8 protein-coding genes are annotated in these 14,405 nt (G+C 43.9%); 6 read left to right on the top strand and 2 right to left on the bottom strand.

Annotated elements, in window-relative coordinates; genetic code table 11:
- Positions 1 to 372: 372 nt before the first annotated feature.
- From AAGC65_RS06725 to AAGC65_RS06705, 5 genes are all read left to right on the top strand, one after another.
- Entirely contained in the window at positions 373 to 945 is a 573-nt protein-coding gene (locus tag AAGC65_RS06725) for a sigma-70 family RNA polymerase sigma factor (protein WP_343111657.1), read from the top strand.
- 52 nt (positions 946 to 997) lie between these two features.
- The gene (locus AAGC65_RS06720) at positions 998 to 2,182 is read left to right on the top strand and encodes a FecR family protein (protein WP_343111656.1); all 1,185 of its coding nucleotides are present in this window, start codon (positions 998 to 1,000) and stop codon (positions 2,180 to 2,182) included.
- A gap of 213 nt (positions 2,183 to 2,395) precedes the next feature.
- Positions 2,396 to 5,620, top strand: a complete 3,225-nt coding sequence (locus tag AAGC65_RS06715; protein WP_343111655.1) for a TonB-dependent receptor — start codon at positions 2,396 to 2,398, stop codon at positions 5,618 to 5,620.
- Between the two features lie 34 nt (positions 5,621 to 5,654).
- Positions 5,655 to 7,295, top strand: coding sequence for a RagB/SusD family nutrient uptake outer membrane protein (locus AAGC65_RS06710; protein ID WP_343111654.1), 1,641 nt, complete (start codon positions 5,655 to 5,657; stop codon positions 7,293 to 7,295).
- A 28-nt stretch (positions 7,296 to 7,323) separates the two neighbouring features.
- Positions 7,324 to 8,505 carry a CehA/McbA family metallohydrolase gene (locus AAGC65_RS06705; protein WP_343111653.1) on the top strand — a complete coding sequence of 394 codons (1,182 nt, stop codon included), beginning with the start codon at positions 7,324 to 7,326 and terminating at the stop codon, positions 8,503 to 8,505.
- Positions 8,506 to 8,656: 151 nt separating this feature from the next.
- Here AAGC65_RS06705 and mnmE read toward each other — a convergent pair whose 3' ends face one another.
- Positions 8,657 to 10,048, bottom strand: coding sequence for a tRNA uridine-5-carboxymethylaminomethyl(34) synthesis GTPase MnmE (gene mnmE, locus AAGC65_RS06700; protein ID WP_343111652.1), 1,392 nt, complete (start codon positions 10,046 to 10,048; stop codon positions 8,657 to 8,659).
- A gap of 462 nt (positions 10,049 to 10,510) precedes the next feature.
- Here mnmE and AAGC65_RS06695 point away from each other — a divergent pair, with 462 nt between their 5' ends.
- Complete coding sequence (locus AAGC65_RS06695; RefSeq protein ID WP_343111651.1) at positions 10,511 to 11,569, top strand: nucleoid-associated protein; 1,059 nt, start codon at positions 10,511 to 10,513, stop codon at positions 11,567 to 11,569.
- A 504-nt stretch (positions 11,570 to 12,073) separates the two neighbouring features.
- Here the strand turns inward: AAGC65_RS06695 and AAGC65_RS06690 are convergent.
- A complete protein-coding gene (locus AAGC65_RS06690) occupies positions 12,074 to 14,074 on the bottom strand; it encodes a KUP/HAK/KT family potassium transporter (protein WP_343111650.1) in 2,001 nt (666 codons plus the stop codon).
- Positions 14,075 to 14,405 lie beyond the last annotated feature (331 nt).

Raw genomic sequence — 14,405 nt, 5'->3', positions numbered from 1 at the left:
CAAGGTGACGTCTCTCCCAATACTCAAATACCCGAAATCACTGAAATAACCCGAACGACTATTTACCTATCCAAGGAAAAATTAATGACTTTATTTCATTAACGCGTTTGTTGGTTGCATGGCCTGCTTTTATCTATAGCGGGCATATTAATAACTGAAGGGACAGTCAATACGTAATGCTGTTACAGGAGTGTTCGGTTGAAAAAAGAGAGCAATTATTGTTGAGTTTAACAAATTGATAATATTGGCTAAACTAAGAATGCATAATCAGCACCCAATTTTGTCCGCGAATTGCTACCCCCCAATTCAGAGGTGATGTTCAGTTACGGAAAGTCCGGTATAGCTTTGAGAATGCATTGGGACACTTTCATTATGGAAGGATGTGAGGACGATTTTTATAAACTCTATTGCCACTATCATGATTACTTCATCTATTTGGGCAATTTAAAAGGGGCATCGCTTGATAAAGCAAAAGACTGCATCAATGACCTGTTTCTGTATGTGTTTGAAAATAGGGCAAGGTTACAGCACATCCGCAATCATCATAACTATCTTGTAACTGCTTTTATACGTAATCTTTTCCGTAAACCACATTTTGGTGCAGAAGAAAGTCTTGAGCTGCAAGACCTACCCGAAATGCCGGTATATCCTTCGGCTGAAGCTGAATATATTGAGCAAACCACTCAAAAACAGGTAACTGAAATTTTGCAGGGTTATATAAACGAGCTGTCTGACAGCCAAAATAAAATCGTTTACCAAAAATTCTTTCTTGGCCACACTTATGAGAATATTGCTCAGTTGAACAATATATCTATAAAAACCGCTTATAACACTGTATATAACTCGGTCGAAAAACTAAAAAAACTAATAGGCCAAGACAATGCAAATGTACTTGTCACAGCTATTTCTCTGCTGGCCGTACTTTTTTTCATTATTTTTCAATAAAGCATAGGAAAAATCTCCACCCGGCTGCTCTATTGTTCAAAGCTTGCCGCAAATGGTAGATAAAGACCTTAAGCATCTGCTCTCTCAGGAGAGTTTTCTGAATTATTGTTTCGGCCGGAACGATAATGACGTCAGGTATTGGAACAAATGGCTGACAGATCATCCTGAAGATGCGGTGGAGATTGAAAATATCAGAAGAGCGGTTATTATGATGGCTAAAGCATCCCGGGATACGCTGCGGGATAAACACTTCGACGAGCTTCAACAAAAAATAGCCGGACAACCTGCAATCCCGATCATAAAAAAGAGGCCTTTTTGGAAGCAGCCATTTGCAGCTGCTGTTCTTTTACTGTTAGCTGGTGCCGCATTGATGTATAACCGCATTGCAAAACCCGTACAAAATAACGCGATGGTTCAAAAAAGCGATATTAAACCTGGCAGTAACAGAGCCGTCCTTACGTTGGCAAATGGGCATAAGATCATGCTTACGGACTCTGCTGATGGTGAGATTGCGACGCAGAGCGGCGTTAAGATCAACAAAAAGGCCCAGGGGCAAATCGTTTATGAATTACCTGCCGGAACAGCCTCCGGCAATTCAGTCCCCGAGTATAACACCATTGAGGCCCCTACCGGCGGGCAATGGGAAGTTATTTTACCCGACAAGTCAAAAGTTTGGTTAAATGCCCGCTCCAGCCTTACTTATCCAACCTTTTTTGCAGGTAATGAGCGCAAGGTGAAACTTAACGGCGAAGCTTATTTTGAGATTGCCCATAATAAAAAGATGCCCTTCAGGGTAATGAGCAAAACGCAAACTGTAGAGGTACTGGGAACTCATTTTGATATCATGGCCTATGATGATGAGCAGGTGATGAAAACCACACTGATGGAAGGATCGGTAAAAATATCGGATGGTGACCGCGCACGCATACTGGTACCTGGCGAACAGGCTCAGGTTAGTAATGCAGACCTGAAAGTAATCAGCGATGTTGACCTGGAAGATATGATATCGTGGAAAAATGGCTACTTCAAGTTTAATGAAAGCCTGGAGAGCATTATGCGCAAAGTGGCCCGCTGGTATGATGTAGAGGTCAGCTATGCAGGTAACGTCGATCCGTCGCAGCGTTTTGGCGGAAAGATATCGCGCTATAAAAACTTAGGATCTGCCTTAAAAATCATGGAATTAACCGGAAGTATTCACTTTAAAGTAGAAGGAAGGAGAGTGACCGTTATGCAATAAACAGACCTGGCAAACGGTAACTCAAAAAAAAGCCAGAGGTGCTTGGAACCACCACTGGCCGATGTTTGGGTTTACCATTCCGTTTCAGCGGAAAGAAAAATAGTATGTGAATAAGATTTTTAAAATAAACCACCTATTAAACAAATGTACAAAACTTTGTTACAAATCGGGCGCGGTATTTCTTACCGTGTTCTAAAAAAATGCCTGTTAATTATGAAACTCGCTTTAATCATACTAACAACGGCTATTCTTCAGGTAAGTGCCAGTACTTACGCGCAGAAAATAACGCTCAAAAAGAATAACGCTTCACTGGTAGAAGTGTTTGATGACATCCGTAATCAAAGCGGTTATGATTTTTTTTATAACCTGAAGCTGATTAAAAATGCTAAGCCTGTTACGGTGGATATTAAAAATGTTGAGCTGAAGGATGCCCTTGTTGAAATTTTTAGTAATCAGCCTTTAACGTATACCATTACTACAGCCGAAAAGGCAGTGGTTGTAAAAGAACGCGCAGCACCAGCCCCGCCACATTCCGTAACTGGTAAAGTGGTTGATGAACAAGGCTTACCGCTGGTAGGTGTTGTAGTAAAATGCAAGGCTAACAATACAGCAGTATCTACCGATGTAAACGGTAGCTTTACCATCACTGTGCCTAATGATAATGCGGTACTGTCTTTCAGCTATATTGGGTACAAGCCATTTGAGGCTACTGCAGGCCGAAATAACCTAAACATCACCATGCAGCAGGAGGCTTCTGCCCTCAACGAGGTAGTTGTAGTAGGTTACGGCACACAGAAACGTGCCGACCTTACCGGCGCGCTGAGCTCTGTATCTAACGATAAGATTGTAGCTACGCATTTTAACAACGCCATCCAGGCGCTGGCTGGTCAGCTACCGGGTGTAGACATCGTAACAAATAGTACTAAGCCTGGTGGAGGCTTCGATATCTCCATCCGCGGACAGAATACCATTAAATCGGGTACGGACTTAAGTGCCATTAATCCACCCCTTTATGTGTTAGACGGTATCTATGTCACCTCTATCAATGACATCTCGCCAACCGATATCGAGCGGATCGACGTATTGAAGGATGCTTCTTCAACAGCCATTTATGGTTCGCGCGGGGCAAATGGTGTAATCATCGTTACTACCAAAAAAGGAAAGGAAGGCAGAAATACTGTAGAATATATAGGCTCAGGCTCTATAAGCAATGCCATGAACCTGCCCCGCTTCACCAACGCCGATGAGTGGGTACAATATCGTATAGACCGTAGCAAAGGACAAAATTATACGAACCCTAACTACGAACCCGATTTGCAACAGTTGCTGGGCCAGGCGGCATACAATAACTACAAGGCAGGCAAATCTATTAGCTGGCCGGATCAGATCTTGAAAACGGCTTATTCGCAATCGCATGCGTTGAGCGTGAATGGCAGTGCTGAAAAGCTTACTTACAGCCTGGGCGCAGCAATCAATTCTGAAAATGGCGAAATTCAGGGTGACGGTTATACCCGCTACAACTTGAATGCATCGCTAAATAAGCAGATTAACAAAACATTTAAAATTGGGACTACCATCTATACGGCTTACGAAATCACTAAGCAAGCCAGCCCTGAAACCTTCCGGACCATTTATCGCCTTGGCCCGCTATCCGATAAGTACAATGCAGACGGGTCGCTTAAATTTTATCCGGACGGAATAACAACCATTACCAACCCTTTTATAGAGGAGAAGAACAGGCACACGCAAACCAACAACACGCATACTTTTGGAAACGTGTTCCTTGAAGTGAAACCGCTGAGCTGGCTGAAGTTTACCACCACCTTTGCTCCCGATATTACGCATTTAGAATACGGATCGTACATCGGCTCGATGACAAAAACCGGTGCAGGAGCACTGGCCAATAGCAGTGCTCAATACCAGGCAGGACGCACAGTAAAATATACATGGGACAATTTGTTGCAAGCCGATAAAACCTGGGGTGATCATACTGTAAATTTCCTGTTGGGTTCGTCCTATTATAAATCATCCATCATGAATTCGGCCGAGGCGGCAAGATCATTCCCTACTGATGCTTATGATTGGTATAACCTGGGAGCCGGAACAATGTCTTCCATGTCTACCGGTTACATACAAGAACAGCTGGATTCGTATTTTGGACGTCTGAACTACGACTACAAGGGACGCTACCTCTTAACCGCTACAGGGCGTACAGACGGTAGCTCTAAACTTGCCGAAGGGCATAAATGGGCATTCTTCCCCTCAGCAGCCGCTGCCTGGAGAATCTCTGAAGAGGAGTTTTTGAAAGACAAAACCCCGCTTTCTAATTTGAAATTGCGCTTTAGCTATGGTGTATCGGGCAATAATGGTGTGTCGCCTTATAGCAGTTATCCAACGGTAGCCAATGCCAGGTACCTTTTTGGCACCTCAAATGTGGTGAACACATCGTCTATAACGCGCTTCGCAAATAAAAACCTGACGTGGGAGCGGACTAACGAGTTTAACCTTGGTTTAGACTTTGAACTCTTCAAAGGAAGGATCGGCGGAACGATCGACCTATACAACCGCCGCACCAATGGCGTTATTATGAACAGGGTGATGTCTGTACTTAATGGGTTTACCAGTCTGACAGACAATGTGGGCTCGGTTAACAACAAGGGTATTGAAATTGGCCTAAACACTGTCAACATTAAAACCGATAACTTCTCATGGAATACATCGCTCAACTTTGCGTCTAATACTAATAAAATCGTAAGCCTTTCTGATGGTTCAAGCCGCGATGAGGCCAACGGTTGGTTTGTGGGGCAACCCGTGGGTGTTGTATGGACCTATGACCAGCTTGGTTATTGGGGTGTAAACGAGGCTGCAGATGCGAAAAAATACGGCCTGGCACCAGGTAGTATCAAAGTGCGCGATATTGATAATAGCGGTACGATCAACAATGCCGACAAGGTATTTAAAGGATCGCTTTTCCCTAAATGGACAGGAGGCATCACCAATACTTTTACTTATAAAAATGTTGATTTAGCATTTACGGTGACCACCCGCCAGGGACAATATTCATATTCGCAGTTTCATGGATCATACTCGCTGGAGGACAACGAGAATTTCAACGTGCTGAAACTCAACTACTGGACCCCGCAAAATACCGGTGGTACCTGGGTGCGCCCAGGCGTACCTTCGGGCCCGATGGAGGTATTATATTATCAGAAGACTTCGTACGTAAGGGTGGGTTATATCAATGCTGGCTACAACCTGCCTAAGAGCCTGACAGGCAAAATGGGGCTTAGCAAGTTGCGCGTATTCGCTTCGTGTCAAAACCCCTTCATTTTTACCGATTATGTAGGCTGGGACCCGGAAAATGCAGGCAAAGATACGCAAACCTATGGCTATACGATGACACGTAAGTTTATGTTCGGACTCGATTTAGCGTTTTAACTCACTAAGGATCAGGTATATTATATTATAAATCATGAAAAAGATAATCAATTGTATATTAGCAATTTTGTTGCTGGTATTCGCTCAATCGTGCAGCCTGGAGGAAGTCAACCCCTCGTCGGTGACGAGTGACAAGTATTTCGTTACTCAGAACTCATATGACGAGCTGGTGAATGAAACATACAGATACCTGCGCCCATTGTTGCAAAACACTTCGCATATGTGGTACGGTACAGATATGTATGATCGTACAGGCGTAGTAGATGACACCCAATTGCCACTTAACGATTACACCACATTTACTGGAGACGAAAGCCAGGGCTGGTGGACCGACAACTACAACCTGGTAACAAAGGCTAACACAGCCCTGACACGCGGAGCTGCAATAAAAGATAATATAGACCCGAAAGTATACGCCACTCGCACCGGCGAACTGCTTGCCCTGCGTGCTTATGCCTATTTTAATCTGGTGGAGACTTTTGGAGGCGTGCCATTGATTACAAAGGAGGTGACCGAAGCTACGTATAATTTCACCCGCACATCCGAAGAAGAGGTGTATAAACAAATAGTGGGCGACCTTAATCAAGCCCTCACCCAGTTGCCGGCCGACCCAAGCGACTATGGACGCGTAGCCCAGGGCATGGCCCAGCACTTGCTTGGCAAGGTGTTGCTGACACGCAGCTATAAACCATATGCGCAATCGGCCGATTTGGCAAATGCCGTTAGCAATCTGCAGGGAGCTATGAGCAAATCAACACTCAGCACATGGGATGCACTCTTCGGCGACCAATACTCGGCTGGTGGCAATAAAGAAGTCATCTTCGCAGTCCGCTATTCCAGCACCGATGCTAACAACAAAAACGGCAACAACCTTTATCAACAGTTCAAGTTCTGGACTGATAGGTTTCCGGGTGGAGCGCTGGCAGCGCCGTACTGGCGTCAGGATGCCTCCTATCAGCCTTCCTCTTACCTTTTCAACCTCTATGCAGCTACTGATTACCGGGCGTCTGAGCGGTTCCTGCAAAGGCATATCGTGGCTGCTGCCAACGCAACAGGCCCTAATGGTGCAATTAAGGCAGGCGATAACGTGATCTACCTACCCCGCGTGGCGATGAGCGCAAGCGATATTACCGCCTATGAGGCAGCTAACAAGCCAACTTATTATGTGGTGAACCCAGATCAGTATCATCAGTTTTTTGGATCAAATACCATCTACCCCATTATTTGGAAGTTTTATGATCCTACGGTAGTAGTTTATACCAACTCAGGTGTAGACCCGCAAGGACACCGTGATACGTACATATTCCGTCGCGCCGAAACCATGATGTTACTGGCCGAAGCATATGTTAAACAAGGACAAGGAGGGTTAGCTACCGGATTGATCAACGACCTGCGCTCACGTGCCAAGCTGAGCGGAAATGACCTGCTTACCGGAAGTGCCACATTAACGGATGTGCTGGACGAATCTGCCCGTGAGCTTTTTGGTGAATCAAACCGCTGGATGGATCTTAAACGCACCGGAACGCTGCTCACCCGCGCGGCGCAATACAATGCCTTCTGCGCCCATAATCACCCTGCTGCCATTGATTCCAAATATTTGGTACGTCCCATCCCGGTAACCGAGATCGTGCGTAGCCCGACTTTGACACAGAACCCTGGCTATCCTGGTAAATAATTTTAAAATCACTTAATCAATAATCAATATGCACAATAATATTCGCATCGCATTTGCACTGCTGGCTATGATCGGCATTACCAACACGGTATCTGCACAACAAAAAATACCTAAAAACCATGTTAACCCCTGGATCAAGCCGCTGGGTGCATTACCTCCAATTGCCAGCCTGACCGAAGGCGAATGGATGAAGGGCGACCTGCACGTTCATTCCAGCTACAGCTCTGAGGGCGGCTACGACCCTGAACGTCACCCTATTTCAAAAATCAAAGCTTTTGCTAAGTCTGTAGGCTTTGGTTTTATTGGTATTACCGATCATGATAATCACGTTTTGGGTGATGTAGAGCATAATACCTGGGCAGATACCGCTTTCAAGGATAATACTTTGTTGATGCTTTACGGTGCTGAATGGACTACCACCCGCGGTCATGGTAATACTTTCTCTGCCACGCCATACGATCACCAGAAATTATATGATGTTCGTGATCAGCGTGATGCGGATATAGCCAAAGTGAAAAAAGAATTGGGCATCCATTTGTCGGCCAACCACCCAGCCGGTCCTAAAGATCACTTTGGATTTTCGTATGATTTGGTCGACGCAATGGAAGTTTGGAACTCTTGCCTGTGGACCAAAAACGCCAACTCAAACTTGATCTGGGAAGATATGCTTGCATCAGGCCGAAGAATTACTGCACGCGGCGGTAGCGATGTGCACAGGCCAAGTGATGTAAATTACATTGGTACCCCAACCACTTGGGTTTTTGCGGCGAAACACACCGCACAAGCCGTGGTAGATGCACTGGTGAACGGCCGAGTTTCCATAAGCGCCAACCCATATGCACCACGCGTTGAGTTTTTTGCCGACATTAACGAGGATGGTAAAATGGATATGATGATGGGCGATAACGCAAAATCTACAGGCAAGCCCATTAAATTCCGTGTTGAGCTAAAAGGAAATGTAAAAACCGATAGTACTTATACGGTGAATGTAATTAAAGACGGCCGTAAGTTTGGCAGCTATAAAATGGCAGGCAGCAACCCGGTAGTTGAATTTACCGATACGCCAAAATTAGTTGAGCGTATGTACTACCGCCTTATTATAGAAGGGCCGTCTACTGATTATCCGCAGGTACCTCGTTCTGCTGCGGTATCGGGTAATATGGTTGCTTTGTCAAACCCGATATATTTCAATTTCGATCCGAAATTTTAACAATGCTTTAGAGTTCCGAGTTACAATAAACTTTCAAATAGCAAGCCGTTTCAATGAACTGAAACGGCTTTTTTTATATAAGGCTTTTACAGTTTTCATTTGCTTGATGCCTCTATGCCTTAATCGTAAATAAACATTTAAAGACATACGATTACTTGCCGATACAAAATTTACTAAATATATTCTCCAGCAGATCATCTGTAGTAACGGCACCTGTGATTTCGCCGAGATAGTGGAGTGCCTGCTTAATGTCCATAGATAAAAAATCGGAGGTTATGCTGCCGTCTATGCCGCCCAGTACCCTGATCAGGGATTCTTCGGTTTTTTGTAAGGCTTCCAGGTGCCTGATGTTGGTTACCAGTGTTTCGTCTCCGCTCAATTGATCTTTGATAGCGGTTCCATAAATCTTGTTTTTCAGATCATCAATATGCAGCTTTTCTTTTGCCGAAATAAAGATGGTTTGTGTTTCCGGCAAACCTGAGCTTTTAAAGAACGCTTTAATATTTTCTTCTTTGATCTCCAGGTTTAACAGATCCATCTTGTTAGCAACCATCAACATAGCTATACCAGGCTTCTGTAAGCTTTCCAGGTCATTTTTTAACTCCTCGGGTGTTATTTGCTCCGCATCAAAAACATAAATGAGCAGTGCCGATTGGCTTATTTTTTCCATCGTTCGCTGCACTCCAATCTGCTCAATGGTATCTGTAGCTTCGCGTATACCTGCGGTATCTATCAGCCTAAAGTTAATACCCTGTATATTCAGCACCTCCTCAATAGTATCCCGTGTGGTGCCAGGAATATGACTTACAATAGCCCGCTCCTCGTTCAATAAGGCATTTAATAAAGTTGATTTCCCGGCATTTGGCCTGCCGGCTATTACCGTGTTAACGCCTTGTTTAATAGCATTACCCAATTCAAATGATTGTATCAGCCTGCCAATAATGTGGGTGATATCTACTATCAGTTGTTTTAGTTGATCGCGATTGGCAAACTCTACATCCTCCTCGGCAAAATCAAGTTCGAGCTCTATAAGTGAGGCAAAGTTCACCAATTGTTCACGCAGGGTTTGCAGCTGGTTGCTGAAACCGCCCCTCAACTGCTGCATAGCTACCTGCTGTGAGGCTTTGGAATTAGAGGCGATCAGGTCGGCCACGGCCTCGGCTTGCGACAGGTCGAGCTGGCCGTTTAGGAATGCTCTTAGCGTAAACTCACCGGGTTTGGCTGAGCGTGCCCCTTTTTTTATAAATAGCTTGATGATACTCTCCACGATGTAGCCCGAGGCATGGCATGATATCTCTACCACATTTTCGCGGGTGTATGACCGCGGTGCTACGAATAACGATGCAAGCACCTCATCCAGAATCAGTTCACCATCTACTATATTACCAAAATGGATAGTGTGCGACTCTTGCTTGCTGAGGTCCTTTCCCTTCCATACGCTGTTGGCAATGGTTATGGCATCTGGCCCCGAGAGGCGGATCACCGCTATGGCGCCTATTCCGTTAGGGGTGGCAAGGGCTACTATGGTTTCGTTATTTGTCATTCGTTGTTGGAAGTTGAGCTCTGCGACATTTGCATGAACCAGGGCACAAAAATAACACAAATTAATAGGAACTGATTTTGACAGATCAATGCTTTACCCCTGCCTGACTTTTTAAAGTTTTATTTTAACAAATTTTGACTGCAAAAAGCTCTGCTTTTTGTTAAAAATTGGTCAAAAAACATCGTTTTTTATGCGTTTTATCATATTTCAGGTCAAAATTTGTCAGCTTTTTTCACTTTAAAAAGTCTTAACAAATTGACTATCAAATAACTATTAAAAATTTAAGACATAAATCGCTTTTCCCTATTAACATAACAGCCCGGCTTCTGCGATTAGAAAGCCGGGCTGTTATGTTTCCTTAAAGATACGGCTTTTTCATCAAAGCATCAACTTACATATTCACAAAGCATCACTAAATGAGCTATTGAACCCAGCAACAAAACCGCTACCTTAGCGGCCATTATGGTAACTTTTTTTGAAGCTTCGCTCGATACTATTTCGGTACATCATGTTGGCAACCCAACTCAGGAAGAAATGTATGCCCTGTCTGACCAGCCACTGGAACTGAAAGATGACATCATCCCCAACCTGCTGCTACAGTACTTTTTAAAGCCCTTTGAAAAAGTAAATGAGGTTTACCACCTGATGCACAGCAGCGGCGACCTTAACCTAAATGAGATTCATCATTTTGCCACCCAGGTATTTGAGGATAAGGAGCAATTTCAGGAAGCATCTCAAAAGATTGCCAAGCACCTGTACAAAACAACCACCCACCCTAATATCAAAGGCGGTGAGCTGTATGTGGTTTACTTCAATCAGGTACAAATTGAGGGTAACCCGCTGGATGCCATCGGCATTTTTAAATCAGAAAATAAGGAAACCTATTTAAAGGTTTACCCCGACAAGGGCGGCTTCCAGGTTGATTATGAGCAGGAAGCCATCAATATTAACAAACTGGATAAAGGCGTACTCATTTTCAATATCGAGAAAGAAAACGGCTATAAAGTAGTGGTTGTTGATAAAACCAATGGCGGACAAGACGCGGCCGTTTACTGGAAAGACGAGTTTTTGCAACTCCGTATCCGTAACGATAGCTTTAACCAAACCAGCAATACCCTGGGCATTTACAAAAACTTTGTTACCCAAAAACTCGACGACGAGTTTGATATGACCAAAGCCGATAAGATCGATCTGCTGAACCGTTCCATGAAGTATTTCAAGGAAAAAGAAACTTTTGATATCGACGAATTCTCTAACGAGGTGATCGGCAATCCTGACGCTATCGAATCGTTCAAAAACTTTAAAAACCAGTACGAGCAGGAGTTTGACAGCCCGATAGCCAACACCTTCGAGATATCAGACAATGCCGTAAAAAAGCAGGCCCGCGTTTATAAAAGTGTGCTCAAGCTTGATAAAAACTTCCACATCTATATTCACGGCGATAAAGAACTGATTGAAAAAGGCTTTGACGATGGCCGTGCCATGAACTATTATAAAGTTTATTTTAAGGAAGAAGCGTAGATTGGTGAGTGGTGAATTGGGAGTGGTGAGTGGTTAAAAAGTATTTAACATTCTAAGAAAACTTTTGTCATTCGATAGAGCCGGGGCCGACTGAGCTCAGGCACTAAAGAGAAATCTTATACAACCTGCTAAATCGCTTTCCAAGTTGTATAAGATTTCTCCTCGTTCCTCGTCGAAATGACAACCCTTCTTTTGTTTTTTCGGGCAAGGAAGTACGTTGTTGGTGACAACACCAACAACGGCGGAATTGACATAATTTTAACGCATCTATTTGTAATGCAAATCAAAAAAGTGGGTAAAGGCCTGACAAAAAAGCGGGCCAGGGTGTTTTGCCTGCGGGTTGAAGCTTTTTTTTGTCTTGATCTTTTGGTTACTTTTGTATCAAGACAAAAGTAACAGCCTCAGCGGCAATTGAGCGCTCTACAACATACTATCTAAGCTTTGCATAGTTCGCGATTGCTTCGTTCCTCGCAATTACAAATTATATATTAATTACTCCTCCTATCAATCAACTTCCGCAAAACTCCCAATCTCAAAACCTACCGGCTCTACCCTTTTCAGGTTCATGTTATTTACCGGTTTCACCACCAATGGTATTTTTTCAATACGGGTTTCGCTGGTATCTAAACCAAAAGCTTTGGCTTCTGACTGTGCAAGTTTCTTGATGGCAAAATAACTATTCAGGATAAACGCTTCCGAAACACTGAACAGGTTATTGTACGATAAGAATTTCTCCATGATCACAAACCTGAAATCGGCCGCTATGCCATACCGGTTCAATGATGCATACTGGCTGGTGATATCAATTTCCTTCCGTTTCACCATATCCTCCACCACATTCCTAAACAACACATTCACCCGCGGCTGTATCCGGAAACCCAGGCGGTATTCAATCCTGATCACTTTGCCCGGTTCAATCTGATCCACGCTGTATTCCATCGTATAAGGTTCGTCGGTACGCTCAATGTGCACAAACCAATAGGTATCGGCACGTTTAGGGCGGCGGCTCATGATCGAGTACATGATCTTTTCTTCTATTTGCCTGGCGTTATTGGCCTTAGTTAAATAAATGAGGTGTGTGGCATACTTATTCACCGTGGTGTCCGCGCTCAGGGCATTCAGCAAGGGTAACTGCTCTTTAATATCAATAAAGTTCAGGAAACGGTTATTGATCTTGCGGGCCTTAAACCAAATGTACATGGTAAATATCAGCCCAACCTCAAAACCAACAAAGAACAACCGCTTTAATATTTTAACGGCATTGGCTACAAAAAACGAAAACTCAACAGATAAAAACACGCACAGTATAATGGTAACCAGCCATACCGGCCAGTGCTTTACATAGCGCATAAAGTAGTACATTAAAATGGTGGTGCTGAGCATGGCAATAGTGATGCTAAAACCATAAGCGGCCGTCATGGCGCTGGAAGTTTTAAAGTACATAGATACCAGGATACAACCTGCGCACAGTATCCAGTTAATGCTGGGGATATAGATCTGCCCGCGAATGTTTGATGGGTACTTAATGGTAATACGCGGCCAGAAATTCATGCTCACGGCCTCGCTGATGAGCGTAAACGAACCGCTGATGAGCGCCTGGCTGGCAATTATGGTAGCCAATGTAGCCAGCGTTATGCTGGGTATTAAAAAAGCATGCGGCACTATCTCAAAGAAAGGGTTAACACCGGTAAAGTCTTTATCAGCCGCTTGTGATAACACCCAGGCACCCTGGCCGAGATAGTTAAGCACCAATGTGGTTTTTACAAATATCCAGCTTACCTGTATGTTTTTACGGCCGCAATGGCCCAGGTCGGAGTATAATGCTTCGGCACCGGTGGTACATAAAAATACCGCACCCAGCAACCAGAAACCTTTAGGATGATCCATCAGCAAGCGTGCGCCATAGTATGGATTTAAAGCTTTGAATATAGATGGATGATGTACCACCTGCATAATACCCAAAACACCCAGCATGATAAACCACATCAGCATCACCGGCCCAAATGCCGAACCAACTACCTTGGTACCAAACTGCTGAAAAAAGAATAGCAGGATAATAATACTGACTACAATAATCAATATTAGATTATTACCGGGGACGATCACCTGCGAGAATGCAGGTACCAGGTTAAGCCCCTCAATAGCCGATGTTACTGATATGGGCGGCGTAATAATACCATCGGCCAGTAAAGTACCCGCGCCAATAATAGCCGGGATAGCTAACCACTTACCGTAACGCCTAACCAGGGCGTACAACGAAAATATACCGCCCTCGCCCTTGTTATCGGCCTGCAGGGTAATTACAATGTACTTGAAAGTGGTTTGAAGGGTGAGTGTCCAGAAAATACAGGAGATAGAGCCCAGTACAAGGGCCTGGTTAACCTTACCACCTTCAACCAACAAGGTTTGAAATACATACAGGGGAGATGTACCAATATCGCCAAAAATAATACCGAGGGTAACGATTATACCCGCGAAAGTGAGCTGCTTAACGTGCGAATTCATTTAATAATGATAAAAATAGGGGAATTGGTATACCGATATTGTGGCTGCGTTGAAGTTTGGCCGGAAATGCTAAAGTTGAGACGGCAGCAGCAGGGAACAATAACAGTATACATTGACTTAGCATTTCAAAATGATATACTCAATAGCTATGCCTACTCATACAAAATAAAATATCTAACTCATTTTAAGACAGATAGCTCAAAACTCACTATCAAATCAAAATGATAAAACCTATCAAAATGATAGGTTTTATCATTTTGATAATAAATTAACCCTCGGCTTTTTTAGCAGGAATACAGATATTTGGTTATGGATCTATTCAATAATGATC

The sequence above is a fragment of the Mucilaginibacter sp. genome (assembly GCF_039207105.1).
Lineage (GTDB): Bacteria > Bacteroidota > Bacteroidia > Sphingobacteriales > Sphingobacteriaceae > Mucilaginibacter.
This window is presented reverse-complemented; position numbering and strand designations above follow the sequence as displayed.

Coding starts and splice junctions, on each gene's coding strand:
- AAGC65_RS06710 (WP_343111654.1), top strand. CDS start 5,655: ATGAAAAAGATAATCAATTGTATATTAGCAATTTTGTTGCTGGTATTC.
- AAGC65_RS06715 (WP_343111655.1), top strand. CDS start 2,396: ATGAAACTCGCTTTAATCATACTAACAACGGCTATTCTTCAGGTAAGT.
- AAGC65_RS06720 (WP_343111656.1), top strand. CDS start 998: ATGGTAGATAAAGACCTTAAGCATCTGCTCTCTCAGGAGAGTTTTCTG.
- AAGC65_RS06705 (WP_343111653.1), top strand. CDS start 7,324: ATGCACAATAATATTCGCATCGCATTTGCACTGCTGGCTATGATCGGC.
- mnmE (WP_343111652.1), bottom strand. CDS start 10,048: ATGACAAATAACGAAACCATAGTAGCCCTTGCCACCCCTAACGGAATA.
- AAGC65_RS06725 (WP_343111657.1), top strand. CDS start 373: ATGGAAGGATGTGAGGACGATTTTTATAAACTCTATTGCCACTATCAT.
- AAGC65_RS06690 (WP_343111650.1), bottom strand. CDS start 14,074: ATGAATTCGCACGTTAAGCAGCTCACTTTCGCGGGTATAATCGTTACC.
- AAGC65_RS06695 (WP_343111651.1), top strand. CDS start 10,511: ATGGTAACTTTTTTTGAAGCTTCGCTCGATACTATTTCGGTACATCAT.